At 63.2% G+C, this 24,414-nt stretch carries 28 protein-coding genes; 16 read left to right on the plus strand and 12 right to left on the minus strand.

Features of this window, described 5'->3' with window-relative positions; all coding sequences use genetic code 11:
- Positions 1-10 precede the first annotated feature (10 nt).
- The 6 genes from rsmA to lptF all read right to left on the minus strand — a co-directional run bounded on the left by rsmA (position 11) and on the right by lptF (position 7,615).
- On the minus strand, positions 11-847 hold the full coding sequence (rsmA, locus tag FJ867_RS25330) for a 16S rRNA (adenine(1518)-N(6)/adenine(1519)-N(6))-dimethyltransferase RsmA (RefSeq protein WP_140520644.1): 837 nt from the start codon (positions 845-847) through the stop codon (positions 11-13).
- 10 nt (positions 848-857) lie between these two features.
- Positions 858-1,874, minus strand: coding sequence for a 4-hydroxythreonine-4-phosphate dehydrogenase PdxA (gene pdxA, locus FJ867_RS25335; RefSeq protein ID WP_181168441.1), 1,017 nt, complete (start codon positions 1,872-1,874; stop codon positions 858-860).
- Between the two features lie 13 nt (positions 1,875-1,887).
- Positions 1,888-2,820, minus strand: a complete 933-nt coding sequence (locus FJ867_RS25340; RefSeq protein WP_181167198.1) for a peptidylprolyl isomerase — start codon at positions 2,818-2,820, stop codon at positions 1,888-1,890.
- A 90-nt stretch (positions 2,821-2,910) separates the two neighbouring features.
- On the minus strand, positions 2,911-5,331 hold the full coding sequence (locus tag FJ867_RS25345) for an LPS-assembly protein LptD (RefSeq protein WP_181168442.1): 2,421 nt from the start codon (positions 5,329-5,331) through the stop codon (positions 2,911-2,913).
- Complete coding sequence (lptG, locus tag FJ867_RS25350; protein ID WP_181165175.1) at positions 5,331-6,416, minus strand: LPS export ABC transporter permease LptG; 1,086 nt, start codon at positions 6,414-6,416, stop codon at positions 5,331-5,333. The genes FJ867_RS25345 and lptG overlap by 1 nt, the downstream gene beginning before the upstream one ends.
- Entirely contained in the window at positions 6,413-7,615 is a 1,203-nt protein-coding gene (gene lptF / locus FJ867_RS25355) for an LPS export ABC transporter permease LptF (RefSeq protein WP_140494430.1), read from the minus strand. Before lptF ends, lptG begins: the two co-directional genes overlap by 4 nt.
- Positions 7,616-7,977: 362 nt before the next feature.
- On the opposite strand from lptF, the gene FJ867_RS25360 reads away from it, so the two are divergent.
- Entirely contained in the window at positions 7,978-9,498 is a 1,521-nt protein-coding gene (locus tag FJ867_RS25360; RefSeq protein WP_140520639.1) for a leucyl aminopeptidase, read from the plus strand.
- A gap of 9 nt (positions 9,499-9,507) precedes the next feature.
- Entirely contained in the window at positions 9,508-9,957 is a 450-nt protein-coding gene (locus FJ867_RS25365; RefSeq protein ID WP_140494426.1) for a DNA polymerase III subunit chi, read from the plus strand.
- 91 nt (positions 9,958-10,048) lie between these two features.
- On the opposite strand, the gene FJ867_RS25370 is transcribed toward FJ867_RS25365, so the two are convergent.
- Together FJ867_RS25370 and FJ867_RS25375 are read right to left on the minus strand one after the other, a co-directional pair.
- On the minus strand, positions 10,049-10,648 hold the full coding sequence (locus FJ867_RS25370) for a YdeI/OmpD-associated family protein (RefSeq protein WP_140818887.1): 600 nt from the start codon (positions 10,646-10,648) through the stop codon (positions 10,049-10,051).
- Positions 10,649-10,788: 140 nt separating this feature from the next.
- Positions 10,789-11,253, minus strand: a complete 465-nt coding sequence (locus FJ867_RS25375) for a carboxymuconolactone decarboxylase family protein (protein ID WP_140494422.1) — start codon at positions 11,251-11,253, stop codon at positions 10,789-10,791.
- Positions 11,254-11,337: 84 nt separating this feature from the next.
- Here FJ867_RS25375 and FJ867_RS25380 point away from each other — a divergent pair, with 84 nt between their 5' ends.
- The 5 genes from FJ867_RS25380 (at position 11,338) to FJ867_RS25400 (ending at position 14,340) form a co-directional block, all read left to right on the plus strand.
- Positions 11,338-11,997 (plus strand): TetR/AcrR family transcriptional regulator, encoded by a 660-nt coding sequence (locus FJ867_RS25380; RefSeq protein ID WP_140517860.1) that lies wholly within the window; start codon positions 11,338-11,340, stop codon positions 11,995-11,997.
- Positions 11,998-12,034: 37 nt separating this feature from the next.
- On the plus strand, positions 12,035-12,646 hold the full coding sequence (locus tag FJ867_RS25385) for a hypothetical protein (RefSeq protein ID WP_140818889.1): 612 nt from the start codon (positions 12,035-12,037) through the stop codon (positions 12,644-12,646).
- On the plus strand, positions 12,643-13,491 hold the full coding sequence (locus FJ867_RS25390) for a 23S rRNA (adenine(2030)-N(6))-methyltransferase RlmJ (protein WP_140728201.1): 849 nt from the start codon (positions 12,643-12,645) through the stop codon (positions 13,489-13,491). The genes FJ867_RS25385 and FJ867_RS25390 overlap by 4 nt, the downstream gene beginning before the upstream one ends.
- 35 nt (positions 13,492-13,526) lie before the next feature.
- Complete coding sequence (locus tag FJ867_RS25395; protein ID WP_181165134.1) at positions 13,527-13,787, plus strand: DoxX family protein; 261 nt, start codon at positions 13,527-13,529, stop codon at positions 13,785-13,787.
- Between the two features lie 100 nt (positions 13,788-13,887).
- Positions 13,888-14,340 (plus strand): hypothetical protein, encoded by a 453-nt coding sequence (locus FJ867_RS25400; RefSeq protein ID WP_140494414.1) that lies wholly within the window; start codon positions 13,888-13,890, stop codon positions 14,338-14,340.
- 134 nt (positions 14,341-14,474) lie between these two features.
- Here the strand turns inward: FJ867_RS25400 and FJ867_RS25405 are convergent, their stop codons facing one another.
- Positions 14,475-14,786 (minus strand): transcriptional regulator, encoded by a 312-nt coding sequence (locus FJ867_RS25405; protein WP_140494412.1) that lies wholly within the window; start codon positions 14,784-14,786, stop codon positions 14,475-14,477.
- 226 nt (positions 14,787-15,012) lie between these two features.
- Here FJ867_RS25405 and FJ867_RS28835 point away from each other — a divergent pair, with 226 nt between their 5' ends.
- The 3 genes from FJ867_RS28835 to FJ867_RS25415 all read left to right on the plus strand — a co-directional run bounded on the left by FJ867_RS28835 (position 15,013) and on the right by FJ867_RS25415 (position 16,751).
- Positions 15,013-15,183, plus strand: a complete 171-nt coding sequence (locus tag FJ867_RS28835; protein ID WP_181168443.1) for a hypothetical protein — start codon at positions 15,013-15,015, stop codon at positions 15,181-15,183.
- Positions 15,184-15,325: 142 nt separating this feature from the next.
- The gene (locus tag FJ867_RS25410; protein ID WP_140520634.1) at positions 15,326-15,772 is read left to right on the plus strand and encodes a histone; all 447 of its coding nucleotides are present in this window, start codon (positions 15,326-15,328) and stop codon (positions 15,770-15,772) included.
- Between the two features lie 382 nt (positions 15,773-16,154).
- Positions 16,155-16,751 carry a glutathione S-transferase family protein gene (locus FJ867_RS25415; RefSeq protein WP_140494408.1) on the plus strand — a complete coding sequence of 199 codons (597 nt, stop codon included), beginning with the start codon at positions 16,155-16,157 and terminating at the stop codon, positions 16,749-16,751.
- Positions 16,752-16,813: 62 nt separating this feature from the next.
- Here FJ867_RS25415 and FJ867_RS25420 read toward each other — a convergent pair whose 3' ends face one another.
- On the minus strand, positions 16,814-17,470 hold the full coding sequence (locus FJ867_RS25420) for an outer membrane protein (RefSeq protein WP_140494406.1): 657 nt from the start codon (positions 17,468-17,470) through the stop codon (positions 16,814-16,816).
- A gap of 411 nt (positions 17,471-17,881) precedes the next feature.
- On the opposite strand from FJ867_RS25420, the gene FJ867_RS25425 reads away from it, so the two are divergent.
- From FJ867_RS25425 to FJ867_RS25450, 6 genes are all read left to right on the plus strand, one after another.
- The gene (locus tag FJ867_RS25425; protein WP_140624567.1) at positions 17,882-18,643 is read left to right on the plus strand and encodes an SDR family oxidoreductase; all 762 of its coding nucleotides are present in this window, start codon (positions 17,882-17,884) and stop codon (positions 18,641-18,643) included.
- Positions 18,640-20,703, plus strand: coding sequence for an excinuclease ABC subunit UvrC (gene uvrC / locus FJ867_RS25430; protein ID WP_140624568.1), 2,064 nt, complete (start codon positions 18,640-18,642; stop codon positions 20,701-20,703). Before FJ867_RS25425 ends, uvrC begins: the two co-directional genes overlap by 4 nt.
- A gap of 171 nt (positions 20,704-20,874) precedes the next feature.
- A complete protein-coding gene (pgsA, locus tag FJ867_RS25435) occupies positions 20,875-21,471 on the plus strand; it encodes a CDP-diacylglycerol--glycerol-3-phosphate 3-phosphatidyltransferase (protein ID WP_140494400.1) in 597 nt (198 codons plus the stop codon).
- Between the two features lies 1 nt (position 21,472).
- Positions 21,473-21,727, plus strand: coding sequence for a molybdopterin converting factor subunit 1 (gene moaD / locus FJ867_RS25440; RefSeq protein WP_140520631.1), 255 nt, complete (start codon positions 21,473-21,475; stop codon positions 21,725-21,727).
- Position 21,728: 1 nt separating this feature from the next.
- A complete protein-coding gene (locus FJ867_RS25445) occupies positions 21,729-22,211 on the plus strand; it encodes a molybdenum cofactor biosynthesis protein MoaE (RefSeq protein ID WP_140517865.1) in 483 nt (160 codons plus the stop codon).
- A gap of 85 nt (positions 22,212-22,296) precedes the next feature.
- Positions 22,297-23,064, plus strand: a complete 768-nt coding sequence (locus FJ867_RS25450) for a YbaY family lipoprotein (RefSeq protein ID WP_224656004.1) — start codon at positions 22,297-22,299, stop codon at positions 23,062-23,064.
- A gap of 26 nt (positions 23,065-23,090) precedes the next feature.
- On the opposite strand, the gene FJ867_RS25455 is transcribed toward FJ867_RS25450, so the two are convergent.
- The gene (locus tag FJ867_RS25455; RefSeq protein ID WP_140738121.1) at positions 23,091-23,699 is read right to left on the minus strand and encodes a class I SAM-dependent methyltransferase; all 609 of its coding nucleotides are present in this window, start codon (positions 23,697-23,699) and stop codon (positions 23,091-23,093) included.
- A 131-nt stretch (positions 23,700-23,830) separates the two neighbouring features.
- Positions 23,831-24,253: a nucleoside-diphosphate kinase gene (gene ndk, locus FJ867_RS25460; protein ID WP_010915217.1), complete on the minus strand. Its 423-nt coding sequence runs from the start codon at positions 24,251-24,253 to the stop codon at positions 23,831-23,833.
- Positions 24,254-24,414 lie beyond the last annotated feature (161 nt).

The following is a 24,414-nucleotide window of genomic DNA, read 5'->3' on the forward strand; positions in this document are numbered from 1 at the left end:
GCCGGTGGCATTACACCGCATTGGTCAGCCGCACGAACTCCTCGACATCGAGCGTCTCGGCGCGCCGGGTCGGGTCGATCCCGGCGCGTTCGAGCAGGGCTTCGCCGCCGAGGCTCTTAACGCTCTGCCGCAGCATCTTTCGGCGCTGGCCGAAGGCGGCTTCCGTGACGCGACCGAGTTTTTTCACGTCGGCGCATAGCGGTTTCGCGCGCGGCTCGAGATGCACGACGGAAGAGGTCACCTTGGGCGGCGGTGTGAACGCCTGGGGTGGCACGTCGAACGCTATCCTGGCCTGCGTGCGCCACCCCGCCAGCACGCCGAGCCTGCCATAGGCCTCGCTGCCAGGCGCGGCGACGATACGCTGGGCCACCTCGCGCTGGAACATCAGGGTCATCGAGGCATAGAAGGGAGGCCACTCCGCGACGGTCAGCCAGCGGACCAGCAGTTCCGTGCCGATGTTGTAGGGCAGGTTGGCAACGATCCTGACCGGCCCGCCGTCACCGGCGGTCGCGGCAAGCGTCGGGAAGTCGATCTTCAGAGCGTCGCCGGAAACGACCTCCAGCCGTCCGGGATAATGGGCCGATATCTCGGCGAGGGCCGCCAGGCAGCGTTCGTCGCGCTCGATGGCGACGACCTTGCGCGCGCCGTTGAAAAGCAGGGCCCTTGTCAACCCGCCAGGGCCGGGGCCGACCTCGATTACGGTCGTCTCCGCCAGGCTGCCGGCGGCGCGCGCTATCTTGCCGGTCAGGTTGAGGTCGAACAGAAAATTCTGGCCCAGTGCCTTCTTTGCCTGCAAACCGTGGCGCTCGATGACCTCGCGCAGCGGCGGCAGCCCATCCATGCTCATGAGTTGAGCCTCATTGCGTGACAAGTTTGGCGTCGGTGTCGGCCAGCTGCCGTGCGAGCCGCAGCGCCGCCATCAGGCTGTCGGGCCGGGCAATGCCCCTGCCGGCGATACCGAAGGCGGTGCCGTGGTCGGGCGAGGTGCGGATGAAGGGCAGGCCGAGCGTGACATTGACCGCTTCATCGAAGGCCAGCGCCTTGGCCGGTATCAGCGCCTGGTCGTGATACATGCACAGCGCCACGTCGTAGCCGGCCCGGGCCCGGGCATGGAACAAGGTATCCGCGGGCAACGGCCCGAACGCGTCGATGCCTTCGGCTCGCAGGATCTCGATCGCCGGTCTGATGATGCGCTGGTCCTCCAGGCCCATGGAGCCATCCTCGCCCGCATGCGGGTTGAGGCCGGCGATGGCGAGCCGTGGGTTGGCGATGCCAAAGCGGTCCCTGAGGTCGGCGGCGGTGACCCGCGTCGTGGCGAGGATCAGGTCGGTGGTCAGCGCCTTCGGCACTTCGGCCAGCGCGATGTGAATGGTGACGGGAACGGTGCGCAGGTCGGGGCCTGCCAGCATCATCACCGGCATCGCTTCCACGCCGCTGTGCCGCGCCGCCAGATACGCCAGATATTCGGTGTGGCCGGGAAAGCGGAAGCCGGCGTCGTAGAGCGGCTTCTTGGCGATCGGGCAGGTGACGACGGCTGCGGCGTCGCCGGCGAGGCTAGCGGCCACCGCCCGATCGATCGCTTCGATGATGCCCGCCGCATTGGCCGGGTCCGGCTGGCCGGGGCTGTCGATGAAGCGGGCAGCCAGCGTAACGACCGGCAGTGCGTGGCCAAAGACCTCGGTTGCCTGCGCTGGCGTCGTTTCCTCGATAGGCAGCGAAACGCCGAGGCGGCGCGCCCGCGAGGCGATCAGCGCGGGATCGGCGAGGAGATAGAAGGGCGGAAGGGCCGCGGCTGTACGCGCCAGAAACGCGGCAATCGCGATTTCCGGCCCGATGCCGGAAGGATCGCCGACGCTCAACGCCAGCGCGCGCATCGCCCTGTCCACCTCAGCGCTTGACGATGCGGGCTTTTGCCTTCAGCTCGTCGACATATTTCTTGCTGAGATCGTCGGCCGCCTTGTCGTTGGAGCCTTCGCTCTGGAACACCATCTGGGCGACCTTGTCGTCGGACACCTCGCGCGACGAACAGATGCCGATGAACTCGACACCGCGCTCCGTTTGGCGGGTAGGCGTGGCGCCGCCAACCTTGGTGGCCTTGATCTGCTCGGCCCAATCCGGCGGCAGTTGCGGCGCCAGCACCCGGCCGAGATCGCGAACCGTGACGTCGATCAGGCCCTTGGCGAACTGGCGCGTCGTGTTGCAGCCGTTGAAGCGGGCACGCATGGCGTCGGCTTCGCGCTTGCGCTTGCCCAGCGTCGCGCTGCGTTCGGCGGCCGGCACGACGAAGATGACCTGCTGGAGCATGTATTCAGTGGCGCTCGGCTTGGAGCCGCCCTTGTCGAGCATGCGCCTGACGGCGTCCTGCTCGGTCACGCTGCCGCCCTCGCCGGAACGGTACCGCGCGCTCAAGGCCTGATTCCAGGCCATCTGGGCGCGGATGAACTCCTTGAAATGGCCCTTGCTGACTCCAGACTTTTCCATGACGCCGTCGAGCTGGCTGAGCTGCATCTTGTTGCTCGAGGCAAAGCGCTGGTACGCGGCCTCGACCTGCGCGTCGCTGATGTGAATCCCAAGCCGTCTGGCTTCGGCCATGCGCAAGGTCTGATCGATCATTTCCTGGCCGGCGTCGCCCTTCTTGCGCTGCAGCTTGAGGAAGGCGGCGCGATGCGCGATGTCGCCGCTGGTGATCGGTATGTCGTTGACGACGTACTTGATCTCGCTGGCGAAAGCCGGCGGCGTGATGACGGTCATCGACACGGATGTCGCCGCCACAAGCAGCGCCAACCCTGCTGAAAAGAGGTATTTCCTCATCGCAAACATCCCAATTCTATCCCGGTCCCGCCCAACTTCATCCTTCTTCGGGGTTTGTGAAGTCCCTGCCAGCCCTATGCGGCGAAACGATGTCGCGGGCTACTGGGTGGTATCGAAGGCGCTGCTCGACGATCCGAAATCGCCGAGGGTGCGGAACGACAGGTTGAAGCCGATGCTCTGCGTCACCTCCCTGGTGTTCAGGTCGCGCGACTGCGAGTACGTCATCAGATAGGTGAAGCAGGAATCATTGTAGGCGAAACCGACCCCGTCCTTGACCAGCAGGCTTTCCTCGAGGTCATAGGTTCCCGTTCCGAACACGCGCCAGTTCTCGGCAAGATGCGTGGACGCGCCGAGCGTGACCTCGTGGCGGTCGGTGGTGAAACCATAGAGCGGCTGAGCCTGGATGAAGGCGTATTTGGCGCTCAGCGACACCGGTAGGCCGGAATAGGCGGCCTTTACCTCGGCGCGGCGAACCTCGAAGCTCTGCTCGTCGAAACGGCCGCTGACCGAGGCGGCGAACCCGTTCGGGCTGCTGACGCCAAACAGGCCGACATAGTCCGACTTGGTGTTTTCGAGGCCCGAATAGGCGCCGACATTGACCAGGTCCGGCGCGTCGAAGGAGTTCTCGCCGCCGATCTGGTAGGACTGGCCGAAGATGGCGTTGGTGCCCCAGCCGTTGATGTAGGAACCGGAATAGCGAAGGCCCACATTGGCGCGCGAGCCGCCTTCGATGCGGTCATAGCCGGAGAACTTGTCGCGCTCGAACAGGGTGCTCGCGTCGAAGACCATGCTCTGGGCATCTTCGTTCGGCACAGCTAGGCCGCCGACATATTGTTCGTTCGGACGCAGGAACACCTGCGCCATCGGCTCGAACACATGACTGGAGCCGCTGGCCATGGAAAACAGCAGCGGCCAGCTCATCTCGAGTCCGGCGGTTGCCATATAGCGGGCGAAAGACGAGCGCATATCGTCCTGCTCGCCCAAATTCGTCGCCATCTGGTTGACGGCTGCGAGTGAAGCTGATGACGCGTTGACATAGTCGACGTCGCCCTGCAGCGCCAGCAAGGGTGTCAGCACCAACCCGTCATCGGTGACAAATGACCGCTTCCATTCGGCTTGGGCGGTGAGCCGGCCGGATTCGCCCTCGATGCCGCGCACACGTTGGGTGCCTGAAGGGGGGAAGTAGGGAGTGAAATAGGTCTCGTCGAGGTCATCGCGGCGGATGACGCGCGAATTGACGTTGAACGACAGCTGGCCGCCTGCGACCGATGTATCCGGAATGTAGGCATAGTCGAGCGAGGGCAGCACCCAGGGCTGCTGGCCGCTTCGCGCAGCGATGCTGCTGTCGAGCGTGTTTTCCTGCACCTCGAAATGCATGGCGCGCAGGTCGAAATAATTACGGCCGTCGAGCCCCGTCAGGTAAACCGACGACTGGTGAACGGACCCGTTGTATTTGTCGATGGCGTAGGTATTCGAGAAGTTCTTGTCGGTCTGCAGCAGCACGTCCCAGCCGAAATTCCAGCGCGAATTGATGGCGAACTGGCCTTGTGTGCCCATCATGCCGCGGAATTTGTTGGGATCGCCGGCCTCGCCCGAATCGATATTGCGGCCGGCGGCGTCGATGAAGGCATCGGGGTCTCGCTGCTGAATCCCCGCGATCTTCAGGCTGTATTCGCCATTGTTGAAGCGCTGGCGCCACTCGGCCTCACCGAGAAAGCCCTGCTTGGTAAAGCCGGTGCCGGTGACGGTCAGGTCGTAGGTCGGCGAGAGCGCGAAATAATAGGGGACCTTCACCCCCACGCCCAGATCGCTTTTGAAGACGATGCCGGGGATCAGGAAGCCGCTCTTGCGCTTCACCGTCGGGTCGGCGATCTCGAACGCCGGCAGGTAGGCGAGCGGGAAGCCGAAGAATTCGAAATTCGCGTTCTCGAAGCGGACCGTCTTCTTTTCGCCGTTCCAGATGATCTTCCTGGCCTTCACACGCCAGGTCGGCGCCTTGTCGGGCTTGTCCTCGCACGGTTCGCAGGCAGTGTAGACGCCATTGTGGAAGGTGGTCAGCACGCCGCCCATGCGTTCGGCGCTTTCGGCGGCGAAATAGGCCTTGTCGATGGTTTCGACGCGGAGCGCGTTGACGAAACCGTCGGCGAAGTCGTCGGTGATGTCGATATGATCCGAATTGATCTTGGTGCCGTCGCTATTGATCACCTCGACATTGCCGCTTGCGACCATGCGCTTGGTGTTGCGGTTGTACTCGACCTTCTGCGCGACAAGTCGGTTGCCGCCATAGTCGATCTGCACGCCGCCGACGGCGGTCACGGTCTGATTGTCGTTGTTATAGACCAGCGTATCGGCCGCCAGCAGCATCTGCGAGCCGGACGGCACCTTGGTCGCCATGTCGCCGACATCCTGCGCGATCGCAGGCAGCGGAACCGCGCATGCAAACAGGCATGCCAAGGCGGTCGCCGCATAAAGGCGCGCCAAACCGGCCTGCCTGTTACTGGGCAAAAAGGCCTCCCTCACTAGCCGTCTTCCTTGTATAGCAGGAAAGTCACCCCGAAGAACATAGCTACCACGACCGGCACCCAGGCAGCTACGACAGTCGGCACGAACCCCGCCACGCCGAATGCCTTCACCAGCACCGAAACGACATAAAGCAGAAACCCGGCAACGACGCCACCCAGAATCATCGTTGCCGATTGCCCCATCCTCGCAAATCGCATTGAAACTGTTGCCGCAATTAGCGTCATGGCGACGAGCAGGAACGGCAACGCCACCAGCGAATCGAACTGCATGGCAAAGGCATTTGCCTTGAGGCCGAAGGAACGGGCAACCTCGATTTTTCCCGGCAGATCGTAGAATGGAATGGTCTCCGGGCGCGCCAGCCGCTCCTGCACGAATTCGGGCTTCAGATTGGTCGGCACGCGATCGTTTGCCGCAGGCTGGATGGTGCCGTTCCTGAAGGTCTTGACGTCCTGCAATTCCCAGTAGCCGTCCCGCAGGTAGGCGCGCGCGGCATCCTTGCGCTCGACGATATCGCCTTGCGGGTCGAGGATGAAAAAGACAGCGTCAGCCATCTCCAGGCCCTGGTTGAGGATGGCGCGCGCTCCGATGATGGTGTCTCCGGAGCTGGTTTTCTGCCGGATCCAGGGCGCGGCGTCGGCCGACACCGTATTCGACTTGCCCGAGCGCAACTGGGTTTCGATCTGTTCGGACCAGGAAAAGGCGTGCGCTGCGAGCGGATTGATGAGACCGACCGACAGGACGCCGAACAACAGCGCTCCGATGCAGCACGGCAAAAGGAACTGCCAGGCCGAAACGCCGGCTGAGCGCGCTATGACCAGTTCATACCTGCGGTTGAGCGAGACCAGCGTCGCCATCGCCGAAAAGAGACCGACAAACGGCACGGTCTGCAGCATGATCATCGGCATCCTGAGTCCGGAAATGGCCAGCGCCGTTCCATAGGTGAAGCCGGGCAGGCCGGTCGTGCGGCCGGAAAGCTCGGTGAAATCGATCAGGAACACCAGCGCAAGCAGGCCGATGAAGAACCACACGGTGATCGTGACATAGCGGAAGAAGAAGTAGCGTCCCAGCGTCCAGCCCATCAGCTGACCCCCTGGCCCGAGGCGCTGCGCCTGGACAGGCGCAGCTTGACGGCATTCCAGGCGTCAGCCATCCGGCTGGCGAGATTCGTCAGCCAATCTGCCCAGGCCACTGGCAGTTCCATCGTCCGGTTGGATGCGATGAACCAGATTGCCACCGCCGACGACACGATGGGCACGCCGTAGACCATATACGCATATTGCGGGACCTCGTCGGCCTTGCTGGCGGCGAAGAAGCCCAGCCAGCGCACGAACAGCGATATCGCGATGGCCGTGATCAGCGGATTGACGCGCGCCTCGCGATGCGAGCGTGCGTCTCCGGCGACCGCCAGTGCGATCAGCGCGAAGACCATGGAATAGAGCCATTCCGAGAATCGCTGGTCGACCTCCGCCCGGTATTCGTTCGGGCGCTGCTGGTAGACCTTGTCGTTGGCACTCGGGTTGAGCAGGTACTGGGTCGTCTGGTCTTTTGGCATCAGCGTCACCTCCGACGCTGCCGCCATGAAGGCCGACATGTCGAAGGCATAGGAGGTGAAGCGGATAACCGAGAGGTCGCCGGTCAGCGTCTTTCGATGGATGACACCGTCATTCATCATCAGCACCTTTTCGCCGCCGCGTTCGACGATGCTGCCGGTCTTGGCATAATAGACGAGGTTGACGCCTTCCTCGCGCGAATCCGCGACGAAGATGCCGCCCAGCCGGTTGTCGGGAAGCCGCTCGCCGATCTGCAGGAACAGCCCATCATCGATCTTGCGGAATGTGCCCTCCTGGATGATCAGCGACAGAAGATCCGCGCGTGACTCCGCCACCAGCATCCGGTTCTTCTGGCGCGCGTAAGGGTCGATGCCGTTGTCGACGGCGAAGGAAAAGACGCTGGCCGCGGCCGCGAGAATCATGATCGGCCGCACGATGGTCCAGCGCGAGGCGCCCGCTGCGTTGACGACGGCGAGCTCCGAATCCGAATTCATGACGCTGAGCGTCTGGGCAACCGCCACCACGAGCGCGAAGGGCACCACGATCGGAATGATCGAGGGAAGAATGAGGGCCGCAACCTCGAAGAAGGTCAGCGCCGACTGGCCGCTGTCGGTGACGAGGTCGATCTTGGCCAGCACCTGCGTCGTCCAGACAATGGCCAGCGTCCAGGCCAGCGCTGCAATAAAGACCACGAAAGCGCGGCGCATGATGTAGCGTTCAACGACCTTCATGAAGGCTTTTCTCAATTTTCTCGAACGGCATCATGCCACCGGATAAGGGTAGCCGTCCGGCGACGCCCGCACAACTGGCTGCGTCGGGCTCTGTCAGGCAGACGATCCGGTTCCCGTCCCACATCGCGCGCCACGTTGGGCCGGAGTGTCGGCGGGATTGGATAAGAAAGGGCGAACATCGATGGTTAACAACAGGTTGCGGCCAAAAAGCGGAGCCGTGCCGCGACGAATCGCCGTCGATTCATGTGCCATATGGGGAGCCCGTTTGGCAAAGTCTTGCCAAATGCCGGAAAACGACCAAATGTCGCGGATCGCTCCCAACCTCTTCGCGCGAGCCGCGCATTCCCCGAAAGCAGGACATGATGAACCAGAGACCCTCGATCGCCTTCGCAAAATTCGCCGCGCCGCAGACCGCCGCGAACAGAAGGGGGACGGTCTTCGTGCTGGCGGCGGATGATGGTGGCCTGAGCGAAACCGCCGCGGCGTATGATCCCGGCAAGACGCTGGAACGGGCCTTCCCTGTGGCCGAATTCACGGCCAAGTTCGCCAGCGTGGTGGAAGTGCTGACGCCACAGGCAAGCTCGCTCGACAGGCTGGTCGCGATCGGCGCCGGCAAGGTATCCGGGCTCGACGAATACGCCTGGACGAAGCTTGGAGGCACCATCGCGGGGTCGCTACGCAAGGCGACGGACGTGGCGGTGGTGCTCGACGTGGTCGGCGCCTCGTCAAGCGGTGCGCAGGCGGCCAGCCTTGCCGCGGGTATTCTTCTGCGCAGCTATTCCTTCGATAAGTACAAGACCAGGAAAGACAAGGACGATGGCCAAGGCGACAAGGCCGAGCCGAAAAAGCCGGCCAAGATAACCATCCACACCGCCGATCCGGCGGGTGCGAAGAAGGCCTTCGCCGAGACCGAGGCGGTGATCGACGGCGTGCTTTTGGCACGTGACCTCGTCAACGAGCCGGCAAACGTCCTGGGACCGGTCGAGTTTGCCGCCCGCGCCAAGGAACTGGAGGCCCTCGGCGTCAAGGTCGAGATCCTGGCCGAGAAGGAAATGAAGAAACTCGGCATGGGGTCGCTGCTCGGAGTCGCGCAGGGCTCGCCGCGCGGCGCCCGCATGGCCGTCATGCAGTGGAACGGCGGCAAGGCCAAGGACAGCCCGGTCGCCTTCATCGGCAAGGGCGTCACCTTCGACACCGGCGGCAATTCGATGAAACCGGCATCCGGCATGGAGGACATGAAGGGCGACATGGGCGGCGCCGCGGCGGTGACCGGACTGATGCATGCGCTCGCCGCCCGCAAGGCGAAGGCCAATGTCGTCGGCATCATCGGGCTGGTGGAAAACGCCGTCGACGGCCATGCGCAGCGTCCCGGCGACATCGTTACCTCGATGTCGGGCCAGACCATCGAGGTGCTCAACACCGATGCGGAGGGGCGCCTCGTGCTGGCCGACGCGCTCTGGTACTGCAATGACCGCTTTCAGCCGAAGTTCATGGTCAATTTGGCGACGTTGACCGGCGCGATCATGGTCGCGCTCGGCCAGCACTATGCCGGCCTGTTCTCCAACAATGACGAACTGGCGGAACGCCTGGCGACAGCCGGGCAGTCGACGCAGGAGCGGCTGTGGCGCATGCCGCTCGGTCCTGAATATGACAAGCTGATCGATTCCAAGAATGCCGACATGAAGAACATCGGCGGCCGCTATGGCGGCGCCATCATCGCCGCGCAGTTCTTGCAGCGCTTCGTCAAGGACACGCCCTGGGCCCATCTCGACATCGCAGGCACCGCCATGGGGGCGCTGTCGAACGAAATCAACCAGTCCTGGGGTTCCGGCTTTGGCGTGCGGCTGCTCGACCGGCTCGTGCGCGACCACTACGAGAGCTGATCGGGACCCATGGCCGACGTGCTGTTTTATCACCTGACTGAATCGACGCTGGAGGATGCGCTGCCCGGCCTCCTTGAGCGCAGCGTCGATCGCGGCTGGCGCGCCGTGGTGCAGACCGGCACCGAGGAGCGGCGCGACGCGCTCGACCAGCATCTGTGGACGTTCCGTGACGATTCTTTCCTCGCGCACGCCACCGACCGCGAAGCCCATCCCGCCGAGCAGCCGATCCTTTTGACCACCGGCGAAGGCAACCCGAACGCGGCGCAGATACGCTTCCTGGTGGACGGCGCTGCGCCGCCGGACCTTGGCGGCTACGAGCGCGCCGTGTTCCTGTTCGACGGCCACGATGCGGCCCAGGTCGAGGCCGCCCGCGGGCACTGGAAGACGATGAAAGACGCCGGCCACGCGGTGACGTATTGGCAGCAGACGCCCGATCGCCGCTGGGAACGCAAGGCTTGAGGACGTCAGCGGCGGTTGATCGCTGCCTTGTCGATAATGTGGATCGCGATCATCGAGCCGGAAGAAACCTGTCGCTCGTACATGAGCAGCCTTACTTCTTCCCCTGCGGATGGATCGTCTCGCCGCGCTTGAGCATCTCGACAAAAGTCTCGATCTTCTTCCTGCGCCCGGCTTCGGTCTTCATGTTGTGGATACGGAAGGCGAGCGCGAAGCGGTTCTGCGCGCTGAGTTTTTCGAGCATTTGCCGAGCCTCTGGCTCGGCATCGATCGCGGCCTGCAGGTCATCGGGAATTTTCATGTCCTTGCCGCTGGCATAGGCACGCGCCCAGCGGCCATCGGCCTTGGCGGCTTCGACCTCGGCGAGCCCATGCCGCGTCATCCGGCCGTCGTCGATCAGCCGGGCGACATTGTCGATGTTGATCTGGCTCCAGATGCTTTTCTTCGTCCTCGGCGTGTAACGCTGCAGGAAGCTCTTGTCGTCGAGCCCCTTGCGCACCGCGTCGATCCAGCCCCAGCACAGCACGACCTCGATCGCCTCCTTTGCCGAGATCGACTTCAGTCCCGAGCCGGTCTTGTGGATTTTGATCCAGACCTCGGTTTCCCTGTCATGATGTTTACCGAGCCAGGTATAAAAGCTCTCGGCGTCCTCGAATTCGTGCACCTTGTCGGGGTCGACCTTGACCGGCGCCATTTGCGGCCTCGTCCATGCTTTGCGATTGCACTTTCAATGCGGCATTTCCCGCTGGATGACAATCGAAGGCGAAGATGATGGCTGTCGGATGAGGGCAGTTCTGCGGTGGCCCGCAGGCGCGGACCACCGCGGGTGTCGTTTCACTGCCCGCCCATTTCCTTCTTGAACGTGTCGAAATCGACCTGCATGCCATTGAAGATGGTGCTCCAATGGCGGGTCAGCGCCGCCATCGCCACCGCCTCCTGGATTTCCTCATCGGTAGCGCCGGCGCGCTTGGCGTTTTGCGTGTCCGACCAGATGCAGTAGTTGCACGGGATCTGCGCCGCCACTGCCAGCGAGATCAATGACTTTACCTTTGGCGGCAGCGCCGTCTTGTCGCTGAGTTCGATGGCCTTGACCTCGGCCCAGGCGCCGGGCAGACCGGCTTTGGGAAGTTGCTTCACAAAGCTCGGCACGCCGCCCATGGTCGACTGGATGTCCTTTATGGTTGCATCGTAGTCGTCGGCATAGGCAGGGGCCGCGGCGAGGACGCAGGCCACGGCGGTTAGAGCCAACGCACGATGGAGGGACGAATGCACGGATTTGGCAATGCGATGGTGTGACATGTTTTCCTCCTCTGGTCTTTGTTAGCCTTACTGTGTAAGGTGAGTGAAAAATGTACCTTACGCTGTAAGTTGTCAAGCGCGGCCATGGACTCATCGATCAAAAAAAAGCGAGCACGCGGACGGCTGTCCCGCGAGATGATCGAGGATGCCGCTTTCGAGGTGATCGAGAAGGAGGGCCTTTCCGGTTTTTCGATGCGCAAGCTCGCCGCCGTGCTCGGCTGCGAGGCGATGAGCATTTATCATCACTTCCCCTCGCAAGCGCACCTCTATGAGGCGTTGGTCGATCGCCAGGTCAGCGGGATGGTTATCCCCGACGACAGCATGCCGTGGCGCGACAGGATTCGGATGGTCATGCATGAGTTTCGTCGTGTTGCGAGGGAGCACCCGGCCTTTGCGCCATTCCTTGTCGTCTACCGGATGAATTCGCCGCCTTGCCTTGCGATGCTGAACGGCGTCATCGGCCTGTTCGAGGCTGGCGGTTTCGGCCCGGAACTCAGCGCCAGGCTGTTTCGCACCGCCAGCTATTATCTCATGGGCGCGATCCTCGACGAGACCGCGGGCTACGCCAAGGGCCCGTCGGCGGTGACCACCGTCGACGACGAGCAACTGGCGAAGGATTTCCCCAGTGTCATGGCGGCCGGGACCTATTTCGGCACTGGCGGTTTCGACAAGACATTCGAACTCGGCCTCGACATGCTATTGGACGAAATGGAGCGCCTGCGCGACAGCGCCAATGGAGGCTAATTGTCCGGCAACGTCCGATTACAAGGTGATTCCCTGAATGCGCTTTCTGTTCCTGTTGATCCTGCTCGCCGGCATCAGCGTCGGCGCCATCTATCCATGGGCGATGACCAATTTCTCCGGTCACCAGATCGGCAGCTGGCGGGTCTATGAGGGTGGCCGCTTCAGGCAGGTCACAGTGCCGCTTGCCGCGCGCGATGCGCCGGTCAGGGTGCTGGTCGACTTGACCGCGAGGGCCGAGCGCATCGTTTCGCAGCAGCGCACGGTGCTGACGCTGACAGCCGCCTCCGGCGGCCGCACGGTGCTTGCCTCGACGCTTCAGTTCAATCATTCCGACAATCCGCGTCAGGCGAGCCCGCAACTGCCCGACAAGATCTTCCGCGATGAGGCTGGCGTGATCCGGACCGTCGGCCCCGGCCCCTATGTCTTCACCGTCGGTCCCGGCGACGCCGACGACATCCCGATACGCGTGGTCGATCTTGTCTTGCGCTCCGGTGTGGGCGAGACCGACAGCCGTGCGCGACCGGTTGGCTTCGCGCTGATGGCGATCGGCTTGATCGGCTTCCTGCTGTCCTTGCGTTCTGCCGGCGGCCGGCCGCAAAATCCGAATTCACAGCCACCGCCGCCACGTTGGGGCAGGGGTTCCACATGAACTATCGCCACGCCTATCACGCCGGAAATTTTGCCGACGTCCTCAAGCACGTCGTGCTGACGCGGCTGCTTGAATATCTGAAGCAGAAGGACAAGGCGTTCCGCGTCATCGACACTCATGCAGGCATCGGCCGCTACGATCTGTCCTCGCCCGAGGCGCAGAAGACCGGCGAATGGCAAGGCGGCATCGGCCGGCTGGTCGATGCCGCGCCCGAAGCCCAGGCCGCAATGCTGCTCGCGCCCTATCTCGACGCGGTGCGTGCGTGCAACGCAGACGGTCAATTGAAAAAATATCCAGGCTCGCCGCTGGTCGCGCGGCACCTTCTGCGCAAGCAGGACCGGCTATCGGCGATCGAGCTGCACCCGAAGGATGTCGCGAAGCTGAAGACGGAATTCGCCGGCGATTTCCAGACAAGGGTGATCGAGCTCGACGGCTGGCTGGCGCTCGGCGCGCACCTGCCGCCGAAGGAAAAGCGCGGACTGGTGCTGATCGATCCGCCATTCGAGGAAGAGGGCGAGTTCGGCCGCCTCGTCGACGGGCTGGCGAAGGCGCACAAGCGCTGGCCGGGCGGCATCTATGCGCTGTGGTATCCGATCAAGGACCGCAAGGCGGTGATTGGCTTCCGCAAGGCGCTGAAGGAAACCGGCGTTCCGAAATTGCTCGACATCGAATTCGAAATCCGGCCCGCGTCGCAAGCGCCCAGCCTCGACGGCAGCGGCCTGGTCGTGGCCAACCCGCCCTTCACGCTGGAAGGTGAATTGCGCATTCTCCTGCCGGCCCTGCACAAATTGCTGGTATTGGAAAAGCCGGCGCACTGGACGCTGAACTGGCTGGCAGGGGAGTAGCAGCGGGATGCAGGCTGCGAGCGGCGTCCTTACAGATGCGCCAAGACAAACAGTTAAAGCGGGTCTGCGGCCGGCCCGGCTCCGCTCCGCTGGAATTGGTGGCCGGCTTCTGCCTCGCCATCGGCGCCGCGGTGCCCTATGCCGCCGGCGCGCTCATCCTGTTCACGGTGGCGGCGAACCTGCTCGTCCTGCCCTTCTGGCGCCATCACGGGCCGGAAAGGCAGGCGTTGAGGTCCGCCTTCCTGGTCAACATCGCCGTTATCGGCGGGCTGCTGCTGGCGGCGCGCCCCGGCTGATGGCCGGCGGCCACGCCCTGGAAACCATTGTCAATGCAATCGCTTGACCGCCGCCCGGCGAATCCCGCACAGTGCGCGCAATCGACCTTGAGAGGCTGCCATGACTCGCTTCGCCCGCTCCGCCCTTGCCGCCCTGATCTCGCTCTGCACGCCATTTGGCACATCGCTTGGCTTCACCCAGGCGGCGCAAGCCGCCGATCTTGCCGTCTATTCTGACGAGGACAGCGGCATTTGCGGCGAGGCCTGGGTGCTGAACAAGATCACCAGCCGCTTCTCCTATCAGGTGCGACACGTCCCGCACCTGCCGGATGTCGCGATCACCGATTTCCACCGCATCCACCAGCACCGCTACTTGCCGGCCAGCGAGGAATGGCCGATCGGCCGGCGCTATTGCGGCGCCACGGTCGCCCTGTCGGATGGCCGCGACCGCGCCATCTGGTACCTGATCGAGGAAGGCCAGGGCTTTGCCTCGATCGGCGACAATGTCGAATTCTGCGTCTCGGGCTTCGACCGCTGGATGGTCTACAACGGCCGCTGCCGCATCCTGCGCTAGCGGGCGGTTTCCAGTCTCGATTTCGTTAGAGCCTGCGGCTCAAGCCGCGGGCCTTTTCTGCGACTCGGGGTATCGGCCCTGACGAAAATATGTGCCGCGCGGCACGCGCCGACAATTTCTGCCCAATCGCAGTGCTATTTCCTGCCTCGCGTCGCCTCGGCTTCACCGATGATCTTTCGAAGAAAGGCAACGTGACCGCGAAAAGCGCGGCGCCCGATCGTCGTTGCTTTGATCCGTGTCCGCGGCCGCCGCCCGACGAAAAGCTTTTCAACATCGACGTAGCCCGCTTTGGCCAACGTATCGAGATGCGCGCCGAGATTTCCGTCGGTGGTTTCGATCATGGCTTTCAGTTGCGTGAACTCCAGCGCCTCGCGTCTTTCCAGCGTGTTCAGGGCGGCCATGATCCTGAGCCGTGTACCCTGATGGATGATGTCGTCGGCACTCATCAATGGCTCCAATGCTGCGGACCTTGAGCTGTCACCCTATGGCTCTGCAGCCTCGGGCAGTACTAACCATTCGCCTTTGTGAACGACATCGAACACACTTGCCAGAATATTCTGGCATGCAGAGTAATCTGTCAACTCAGTGATGAAGCCAGGCTTGACAAGGTGATCTCCAGATCGGCGCATCGCATTGCACTTGTAATCCGAAGGGACCGGTCGCCTGCAAAAGATGATCATTCTCTATAAGCCGCAGCTCATGATATTCGCGGCCGAAGATCAATGCGCGAAGCTGCTTGCTGATCTTTGCAGCTTCATGGCAGGCGCGCCCACGCAGCGCATCGAGAATGTCGATGCCAAATTGCTGGCGGTATCGGAAGATAACGCCATATTTTTGCGATGATGAGTGTGATCATGTGTCGATCGCAACGAAAATTTAAGCTGAGAAAATCATATCATTGCTTCGCTGGCTAGCGAGGCGCGAGTCAGATAAGCATGACACGCCGGGCCATTAACGGTCGTCGGCATAACGCAAGGGGCATCGCATGGCTAAGCAGTCATCAAAAGCGCCGGCATCCAAGGCACCGGCAAAGAAAGCACCTGTAAAAGCGGCGGCGGCGAAAGCCGCGACCGCGGTCAAGAAAGCAGCACCCGCTGCCAAGCCGAAGGCGGCAGCGCCGAAGGCAAAGGCGGCACCGGCCAAGAAGCCGGCAGCCAAGGCCGCCGCGAAACCGGCGGCGAAGAAGGCAGCGCCCGCCAAGGCCAGCGCCGCATCCGCAAAGAAGGCTGCACCGGCCAAGAAAGCCGCTCCGGCAAAGAAAGCCGCTCCGGCCAGGAAGCCGGCTGCCAAGGCCGCGGCCAAGCCCGCTGCCAAGAAGGCAGCCCCTGCCAAGGCTCCGGCCAAGGCTGCCGCGGCGAAGTCTTCGGCACCGGTGAAGAAGGCGGCGCCAGCCGCCAAGAAAGCAGCGCCGGCGAAGGCCGCGAAGAAGTAGTCACGTTTCTTCGCGCCGGGGACCGTGTCGGCAGAAATGAGGGCAGGTGCCGTTGAGGCCTCGCCCTCTGCTCTGGCATTGGGGCGCAACGAGAGGGGCGGACGCCAGATATCTTTCGCAGCTCCCAGGACTTCGCCGCAGGGCGAAGTCCGGTGGGCTTTTGTTGCCCGCGCCATCACGCGGCGACGGGACGATCGTTGGTCTTGTCGGCCTGTCGGAGTTTGCCGCCGTCACCATGTGGCGCATCCTGATCAAGGCGTACAAGAGACCAAGGCATGCAGGAGTGGTCGCCGGCTGCTGGCGGCTGGTTTTTCCGCTTCTGGCTGTTGCGCGGGGAAGGGCGCCCGGTCAACAGTGACGGGCTGCCAACAGGAACCCGATCATGCCGAAGCTGCTTTACGCCTCCACGTCCCCCTATAGTTCCAAGGTACGAATGGCGGCCCTTTATGCCGGCATCGCGGTCGACCTGGCGCCTGTCAAGACCGAAGACAAGCCGGCCGAACTGATCGGCGCCAATCCGCTGGGCAAGATCCCCGTGCTGGTGCTCGACGACGGCCGCTCGATCCACGACAGCCGAGCCATCACCCAGCAGCTCAACCGGATGTCGAAGAGCGCGCTGTTTCCGCGCAATCCCGACAAGCGGCTGGAAGCGGAAGTGCTGGAAGCGTTGGCGGACGGCATCTGCGACTGTGCGCTGTCGATGGTTTATGAGCGCCGCACGCGGCCCGAGGAGATGGTCTACCAGCCCTGGCTCGATCGCCAGTGGGCGAAGATCACCGCCGCGCTCGATCTACTCAACGCCAATCCGCCGAAACTGCCGAAGAAGATCACCGCCGGCCAGATGGCGCTGCGCGCCTGCCTTGGCTACCTGGCGCTGCGTTTCGCCGGGAAATGGGAAAAAGGCCGCAACCGGCTGGTCCGCTGGGCCGCGCGCTTCGATGAGAAATTCCCGGACCTGAAACCCTGCGTTCCCGCGTGAGCGGCCGACAATAAAAAAGCCGGGCGCGAGGCCCGGCTTCTTCGTGTCGTGGCTTGAACGACTTAGAACTTCATACCGACGCCGAAGGTGACGCGGTTGTCGGTGGCCTTGACCTTGCCAATGCCATCGAAGTCCTTGCTGCCGAAGTCGGTGTAGCGGTATTCGACGCGGCCGAACACATTGTCGGTCAGCTTGATGTCGGTACCAAGACCGGCGGTCCAGCCGATCATGGTGGCGCGGTCGCTGGCGCCGAGGACGCTGTCCTCCACCTTCAGGCTCCTGCCGGCGAGACCACCGGTGCCGTAGAGCAGGATTTCCGGGGTCACAGCGTAGCCGAGACGGGCACGCAGCGAGCCTTCGAAGCCGGCCTTGGAATCGATGCCATTATCGTCGCCCTTGACGCCGTTGTAGCCGAGTTCGGCTTCACCGCCGTAGACGAAGTTCTCCTGCTGCCACTGATAGCCGCCGAAGACGCTGCCGATGAAGCCCTTGGTATCGGTTTCAACGTCGAAATCCTTTTCCTTGGTACGGCCGCTGAAGCCATAGCCAAGATTAAGACCGGCATAGGGGCCGGCCCAGGACGCGACGGGCAGTTCGGCGACCGGGGCAGGGGCCGGCGGCTCTTCCTGGACCACATCGGCGGCATAGGCAGTTCCACCGAGGGCGAAGAGCCCGAGCGCTACGGCCAGCGGCCGTGCGAATTTGAGATTGGCTTGCATTGTTGTTTACTCCTTAAGCCACAGGACACAGGCTTGTTCTTACGATCGCCCATCAACCCGTCCGGGGGGTGAAACGGATCTGGCGTTCGTCGGTTCCAAATGTCGTGTCGAAATACGGCTGAAGCGAACCTGAACTTGGGTCATTCCCCGGCGCGAATGAGGCAGAAATTTGGCGTTGCATCTTCGCAACAGCGAAATGTCAGCAGATTGGCCGTGCTGCACCGCAGGTGGCTTGGTGCAAGGAGTCCAGCCTCCTATATTGTGTTGAGGCCGGCTCATTGCCGGCCGGCTCGAAATGCCGAACCGGCCGTTTCGCCACAATGTTGCCGCAGCTGCGAACGCCATTTAACGGGTGGCGGGCCATAATTTGCCGGCGCCCTCCTTCGCGCCGAAACCGAGGATTGACAACAGATGAGCAAAGCCACCGCGGCGCTGGTGACGGGCGGGGCAAAACGGATCGGTAGCGCGATTGTCGAGGATCTCGCCGCCCACGGTTTTGCCGTCGCCATTCACTGCAACCGCTCGCGCGATGACGCGGATGCGATTGCCCAGCGGATCAACCGCGCCGGCGGCCACGCCGCCGTGGTCGCCGCCGATCTGACCGACATGGCCGAGGTCGGCGACCTGGTCGGCCGCGCCGAAGCCGCGCTCGGGCCGATCTCGCTGCTGGTCAACAACGCTTCGCTGTTCGAGGAGGATTCGGTCCTTGACTTCGACTGGCAGGGCTGGGACCGCCACTTCGCCATTCATGTGAAGACCCCGGCGCTGTTGGCGCAGAACTTTGCCCGGGCTCTGCCAGACGGGCAGGAGGGACTGATCGTCAACATGACCGACCAGCGTGTCTGGCGGCCGACGCCGCGCTACTTCTCCTATGCGCTGTCGAAGTCCGCCTTGTGGACGGCAACCCAGATGATGGCGCAGGCGCTCGGCCCGCGCATCCGCGTCAACGCCATCGGTCCCGGCCCGACCTTGAAGAACGCGCACCAGGACGACAGCGACTTTGCCGCGCAGCTCGCCGGTCTCATTTTGAAACGCGGCCCGCAATTGCCGGAATTCGGCGCCACAATCCGCTATCTCTGGGAAGCCCGCTCGGTTACCGGGCAGATGATCGCGCTTGATGGCGGCCAGCATCTTGCATGGCGCACGCCTGATGTGACAGGCATGACGGAATGAGTCCCGCAGAGCAGAAACACAAGGTGCGTGGCGGCGCCGACGACCTGCCTCCCGAAATCGACCTCGAGGACGAGGCGGCGGAGGAGATCGTCGAACCGGCCGGCCCGGACGTCGCCTTCACCGCCATCGACTGGACGCCGCATGCCGGCGATGCCGACGGCATGGTCGGCGCCGAAGTGATCCAGACGCTGGTCAAGCGGCTGCCCAATGCGCCGGGCGTCTACCGCATGATGAATGCCAATGGCGACGTGCTCTATGTCGGCAAGGCCCGCAGCCTGAAGAAGCGCGTCACCAATTACGCGCAAGGCCGCTTCCACACCAACCGCATCGGCCGCATGGTGCGCGAGACCGCGACGATGGAGTTCGTCGTCACCCGCACCGAGATCGAGGCGCTGCTGTTGGAGGCCAACCTCATCAAGCGGCTGCGGCCACGTTTCAACGTGCTGATGCGCGACGACAAGTCGTTTCCCTACATTCTCTTGACGGGCGACCATGTCTCGCCCGGCATCTACAAGCATCGCGGCGCGCGTTCGCGCAAAGGTGATTATTTCGGCCCCTTCGCTTCCGCGGGCGCGGTCGGCCGCACCATCAATTCCTTGCAGCGCGCCTTCCTCCTGAGGAGTTGCACCAACTCCTTCTACGAGAACCGCACGCGGCCTTGCCTGCTCTATCAGATCAAGCGCTGCGCCGGTCCGTGCACCGGCGAGATTTCGCATAGCGACTATGCCGAGCTGGTTGCCGAGGCGAAGGATTTTCTTTCCGGCCGCAGCCAGAAGGTGAAGACCGAGATTTCGGCCGCCATGCAGCAGGCCTCGCAAGACCTCGATTTCGAGCGCGCCGCCATCTATCGAGACCGGCTGGCGGCACTCTCGCACGTGCAGAGCCACCAGGGCATCAATCCGCAGACCGTCGACGAGGCCGATGTCTTCGCAATCCATCAGGAGGGCGGCCAGGTCTGCATCCAGGTGTTCTTCTTCCGCACCGGCCAGAACTGGGGCAACCGCGCCTATTTCCCGAAGGCCGATCCGGCGCTGGAAGGGGCCGAGGTGCTGGGCTCGTTCCTGGCGCAGTTCTATGACGACAAGCCGACGCCGCGCGCCATTTTGCTGTCGCACGCCGTGGAGGACCAGGAACTGTTGGCCGAGGCGCTCTCGACCCGCGCCGGCCGCAAAGTATCGATCTCGGTGCCGCAGCGCGGCGAGAAGAAGGACCTGACCGACAACGCGTTGCAAAATGCCCGCGAGGCGCTCGGCCGTCGGCTGGCCGAAACCTCGACGCAGGCCAGGTTGCTCGCCGGCTTCGCCGAGACCTTCGGGCTCGAAAAGCCGCCGGTGCGCATCGAGGTCTACGACAATTCGCACATCATGGGCACCAACGCCGTCGGCGCCATGGTCGTCGCCGGGCCGGAAGGTTTTGTGAAGAACCAGTACCGGAAATTCAATATCCGCTCGACCGAGATCACGCCCGGCGACGATTTCGGCATGATGCGCGAAGTGATGGAGCGGCGCTTTTCACGATTGCTCAAGGAGCATGGCGATGTGACGCCCAACGATGCCGCGGCAGGCGAGGCGGACAGCGATGAGGGCGACATGTCGGGCGGCTTCCCTGCCTGGCCCGACGTCATCCTGATCGATGGCGGCCAGGGCCAGATGAGCGCCGTGCGCAAGATCCTCGCCGATCTCGGCATCGAGGACCGGGTCGTGGCCATCGGCATCGCCAAGGGCCAGGACCGCGACGCGGGCCGCGAGCGCTTCTTCGTCAAGGGCAGGGACTCGTTTTCGCTGCCGGTACGCGACCCGGTGCTCTATTTTGTCCAGCGCCTACGCGACGAGGTTCACCGTTTCGCCATCGGCTCGCACCGGGCCCGCCGCAAGAAGGAGATGGTCAAGAGCCCGCTCGACGAGATCGGCGGCATCGGCCCCAGCCGCAAGCGGGCGCTGCTGATGCATTTCGGCACCGCCAAGGCGGTCGGTCGCGCGGCAATCGAGGACCTGGTAAAGGTCGAAGGCATTTCCGAGCAGGTGGCCAGACTGGTTTACAACCATTTCCACGAGAACTGATGCATGTCGCCCGAAAGCGACCGTCGGCTCCCGGGCGAAGCAAGGAGCGGCGCGGCGTAGCCCGCGAGATGACAAGATTGGCCTATTTTTGCTGGCCAATCGATTTTGGCCTGTTGACCCCCTACATCAGCTTCTGATTTGAGTACGCAGGCAGAAAGAGTTCCCCCGGATATGGCTCAGCGCGCGTTCAACCTTCCGAACATCCTCACCTACGCCCGCATTATCGCGGTGCCGCTGGTGGTGCTGTGCTTTTTCCTCGAGGGACATCTGAAGTCGAGCGACTTCGCCCGCTGGTCGGCGCTGATCATTTTCCTGCTGGCGTCCATCACCGATTATTTCGACGGCTATTTCGCCCGCGCCTGGAAGCAGACCTCGAACATCGGCAAGATGCTCGACCCCATTGCCGACAAACTGCTGGTCGCGACATGCCTGCTGCTGCTTGCCGCCGACACCGACCGCCATGCCGGCATTGCCGGCTGGTCGCTGTGGGCGGCGATCATCATCCTGTGCCGCGAAATCCTGGTTTCGGGCCTGCGCGAATATCTGGCGGCGCTCAAGGTCTCCGTGCCGGTGACGCAGCTTGCCAAATGGAAGACCACCATCCAGATGGTCGCTATCGCCTTCCTGCTCGCCGGTCCGGCCGGCGACAAGATTTTTCCGCTGACCACACAGACCGGCCTGGTGCTGTTGTGGATCGCGGCCCTGGTCACGCTTTACACCGGCTATGACTATTTCCGCGCCGGCCTCAAGCACATCATGGACGAATAGGATGACGAAGCTCATCTACTTCGCCTGGGTGCGGGAGCGAATCGGCAAGCCGGACGAAGACGTGGACTTGCCGCATGGCGTCGAGACGGTCGCGGACCTCTTGCGCTGGCTGAAGTCGCGCGGCGAGGAATACGACCATGCGCTGCAATATCCCGACGTGATCCGCGTCGCTATCAACCAGGAACATGTCGAGCACGGCGAAAAGATATCTGGCGCGCGCGAGATCGCGCTGTTTCCGCCGATGACCGGGGGCTGAGATGGCCGGCGCGGTCGTACCTGTCGTGCGCGTCGAGGCGCAGGATTTTGACGTCGCCGCCGAAATCGCCAGACTGACGCAAGGCCGCGCCGACATCGGCGCTGTGGTCACCTTCTCGGGCCTGTGCCGTGACGAGCAGGGGACGCTCTCGGCCCTTGAGCTCGAGCATTATCCGGGTATGGCAGAGGCCGAAATCGCCCGCATCGCGGCCGAAGCGGTTCAGCGCTGGCCGCTGCAGGGCATCACCGCCATCCACCGTCATGGCAAGATCCGGCCAGGCGAGAACATCGTGCTGGTGGTGGCGGCCTCCGTGCATCGGCAAGCCGCGTTCGAGGCGGCGAATTTCCTCATGGATTATCTGAAGTCGCAGGCTCCCTTTTGGAAAAAGGAGCATCATGCCGACGGCTCCGAGGGCGGCTGGGTCGAGGCCAAGGAGAAAGACGAGCAGGCGGCAGGGCGCTGGAAAAGGCCACCGTCCGAATAATTTTGCATCAGCCACGCATTGACCGCAATCCTTTGGCCAATTCGTTGTTGGTCAGCCTGGGCTGTGGCCAGCCCGGGGAAGGGAGATGGTCGTGCTGGACAGGATAGCGGAGTTCTTCGTCTTCGGTTTCGTGCCTCTGGTCGTCGGTATACTGGCCGTGCCGGAACTCTCCGTGGCCGCCGAAAAAGCCCTGAAAGGCGAGGTGACCTACCGCGAGCGCATCGCCTTGCCGCCCAATGCCGTGCTCTCGGTCCAGCTTGCCGATGTCTCGTTGGCCGATGCGCCCGCCAAAATCGTCGGCGAACAGAAGCTGACGCCGGCAGGCCAGGTGCCGATCAGTTTTACGGTCAAATTCGATCCGTCCCGGATCCAGCGGCGGATGACCTATGCGTTGCAGGCCCGCATCACCGTCGGCGACAGGCTCCTGTTCATCTCGGATGAGCGCCATCAAGTCGATCCGCTGACCGATGCGCCGCAAACCATCATGCTCAAGATGGTGACGCCAAGCCCCGAGCCCACTGCTTCCGTTCTCGATCAGCTTTGGCTTCTCGATTATGTCGACGGCGTAGCCATCGCCGCGCCGCAAGCGACATTCCGGGTGAGTGAAGCAGGCAAGGCCGGCGGCAACGGTCCCTGCAACAGCTATTTTGCCACCGCCAACCTCGATGGCCAGAAGATCGCGATCAGCGACATCGGCTCGACCTACAAGGCCTGCGCGCCCGAGGTGATGGCGGAGGAAAAGGCGCTGTTCGAGGCTCTGGCAAAGGCGGCTTCGTATAAAGTCGATGCCGGCAAGTTGACCATCGCCGACGGGAACGGCCGCGAAATCCTGCGTTTCAGCGCCGCGAGCTGATGCCGTGAAACGGCTGTCGGCGGAGGTCAGCCGCTCATTTTTTCGAATACGGCGCCATAGTGGTAGGGCGGCACCTCGACCAGCTCGATGAATTTGAGGCCGGCCGCCTCGACGGCCGTGATGGTCTGTTCCGGCGATATCCTCAATTCGGTCTTCGGTCCGCGGGGCTCGCCGAGCACCGTGGTTTGTTCACGCGGCTGCTGATGCCAGTTGACGACAACAAAGCGTCCGGCAGGGACGAGCGCTTCGCTAACGGCTCGCGCCAGCCGTGGCCGGTCCGGCACGCCGTGGAAGGCGTTTGCCATGAAGATGAAATCGACGGGGCGGGATATCAGGCTCGCGAGTTCATAGGCATCGCCCGCTACGAGATCGAAATTCCTCGTGCCGTTTTCATTGAGCCGGCGACGGGTGACGTCGAGCAGGTCGGCATCGATATCGATGCCGACGACATGGCGGGCGACCCTGGCGATGGGCAACGTAAACCAGCCGTCGCCACAGCAGAGGTCGGCCACCTCCATGCCCGGCTTCAGTCCCGTTGACGAAAGCACGGCACCGGGGTCGGGCCACAGCACCTCCCACCAGCCGCTCGATGGCATCTCGGTGCCCTGGAAGAAGCCGGGAATGGTGCTGGTCATGCTTCGCCGGCTCCCTGTGCCTGACCGACTTTAGCGCGGGCAAGGGTTCAACGGCAGTGCCGGATCGATCCGTTTCAATGAAAAAGGCCGGCAATCCGCCGGCCTTTTTCGGTCACAATGCCAGGGTCGGCTCAGCCGACGATCTCGGTGTCGGAGAACCAGTACTTGATCTCCTGCGCAGCGGTTTCCGGCGCGTCCGAACCGTGCACCGAATTCTCGCCGATCGACAGCGCATGCACCTTACGGATGGTGCCTTCGGCGGCGTTGGCCGGGTTGGTGGCGCCCATCACCTCACGGTTCCTGGCAATGGCGTTCTCGCCTTCCAGCACCTGCACGATCGTCGGCGCCGACGACATGAATTCCACCAGCTCGCCGAAGAACGGACGATCCTTGTGGACGGCGTAAAAACCTTCCGCCTCGCGGCGGCTCATCCAAACGCGGCGCGAAGCGATGACGCGCAGACCGGCATCTTCCAGCATCTTGGTGATAGCGCCGGTGAGATTGCGCCGCGTTGCGTCCGGCTTGATCATGGAAAAGGTGCGTTCGAGCGCCATTGGGTCGTCCTTGTCTGGTTGGATTGGGAGTGGCGGGCTCTATACAAGCCGGCCGGCCCATTGCCAAGAGGAAGTCGACGGGGGTGTCGTAAGCAGATGAGTTGTCCGGATTAGGTAGCACGTGAGTTGTCCGGTTTTATCGCCAGCGGATGGAGGCTGGG

Origin of the sequence: Mesorhizobium sp. B2-5-3 (assembly GCF_006441005.1) — a bacterium.
Taxonomy (GTDB): domain Bacteria; phylum Pseudomonadota; class Alphaproteobacteria; order Rhizobiales; family Rhizobiaceae; genus Mesorhizobium.

Coding starts and splice junctions, on each gene's coding strand:
- rsmA (WP_140520644.1), bottom strand. CDS start 847: ATGAGCATGGATGGGCTGCCGCCGCTGCGCGAGGTCATCGAGCGCCAC.
- pdxA (WP_181168441.1), bottom strand. CDS start 1,874: ATGCGCGCGCTGGCGTTGAGCGTCGGCGATCCTTCCGGCATCGGGCCG.
- FJ867_RS25340 (WP_181167198.1), bottom strand. CDS start 2,820: ATGTTTGCGATGAGGAAATACCTCTTTTCAGCAGGGTTGGCGCTGCTT.
- lptF (WP_140494430.1), bottom strand. CDS start 7,615: ATGAAGGTCGTTGAACGCTACATCATGCGCCGCGCTTTCGTGGTCTTT.
- FJ867_RS25360 (WP_140520639.1), top strand. CDS start 7,978: ATGAACCAGAGACCCTCGATCGCCTTCGCAAAATTCGCCGCGCCGCAG.
- FJ867_RS25365 (WP_140494426.1), top strand. CDS start 9,508: ATGGCCGACGTGCTGTTTTATCACCTGACTGAATCGACGCTGGAGGAT.
- FJ867_RS25370 (WP_140818887.1), bottom strand. CDS start 10,648: ATGGCGCCGGTCAAGGTCGACCCCGACAAGGTGCACGAATTCGAGGAC.
- FJ867_RS25375 (WP_140494422.1), bottom strand. CDS start 11,253: ATGTCACACCATCGCATTGCCAAATCCGTGCATTCGTCCCTCCATCGT.
- FJ867_RS25380 (WP_140517860.1), top strand. CDS start 11,338: ATGGACTCATCGATCAAAAAAAAGCGAGCACGCGGACGGCTGTCCCGC.
- FJ867_RS25385 (WP_140818889.1), top strand. CDS start 12,035: ATGCGCTTTCTGTTCCTGTTGATCCTGCTCGCCGGCATCAGCGTCGGC.
- FJ867_RS25390 (WP_140728201.1), top strand. CDS start 12,643: ATGAACTATCGCCACGCCTATCACGCCGGAAATTTTGCCGACGTCCTC.
- FJ867_RS25395 (WP_181165134.1), top strand. CDS start 13,527: ATGCGCCAAGACAAACAGTTAAAGCGGGTCTGCGGCCGGCCCGGCTCC.
- FJ867_RS25400 (WP_140494414.1), top strand. CDS start 13,888: ATGACTCGCTTCGCCCGCTCCGCCCTTGCCGCCCTGATCTCGCTCTGC.
- FJ867_RS25405 (WP_140494412.1), bottom strand. CDS start 14,786: ATGAGTGCCGACGACATCATCCATCAGGGTACACGGCTCAGGATCATG.
- FJ867_RS28835 (WP_181168443.1), top strand. CDS start 15,013: ATGATCATTCTCTATAAGCCGCAGCTCATGATATTCGCGGCCGAAGAT.
- FJ867_RS25410 (WP_140520634.1), top strand. CDS start 15,326: ATGGCTAAGCAGTCATCAAAAGCGCCGGCATCCAAGGCACCGGCAAAG.
- FJ867_RS25415 (WP_140494408.1), top strand. CDS start 16,155: ATGCCGAAGCTGCTTTACGCCTCCACGTCCCCCTATAGTTCCAAGGTA.
- FJ867_RS25420 (WP_140494406.1), bottom strand. CDS start 17,470: ATGCAAGCCAATCTCAAATTCGCACGGCCGCTGGCCGTAGCGCTCGGG.
- FJ867_RS25425 (WP_140624567.1), top strand. CDS start 17,882: ATGAGCAAAGCCACCGCGGCGCTGGTGACGGGCGGGGCAAAACGGATC.
- uvrC (WP_140624568.1), top strand. CDS start 18,640: ATGAGTCCCGCAGAGCAGAAACACAAGGTGCGTGGCGGCGCCGACGAC.
- pgsA (WP_140494400.1), top strand. CDS start 20,875: ATGGCTCAGCGCGCGTTCAACCTTCCGAACATCCTCACCTACGCCCGC.
- moaD (WP_140520631.1), top strand. CDS start 21,473: ATGACGAAGCTCATCTACTTCGCCTGGGTGCGGGAGCGAATCGGCAAG.
- FJ867_RS25445 (WP_140517865.1), top strand. CDS start 21,729: ATGGCCGGCGCGGTCGTACCTGTCGTGCGCGTCGAGGCGCAGGATTTT.
- FJ867_RS25450 (WP_224656004.1), top strand. CDS start 22,297: ATGGTCGTGCTGGACAGGATAGCGGAGTTCTTCGTCTTCGGTTTCGTG.
- FJ867_RS25455 (WP_140738121.1), bottom strand. CDS start 23,699: ATGACCAGCACCATTCCCGGCTTCTTCCAGGGCACCGAGATGCCATCG.
- ndk (WP_010915217.1), bottom strand. CDS start 24,253: ATGGCGCTCGAACGCACCTTTTCCATGATCAAGCCGGACGCAACGCGG.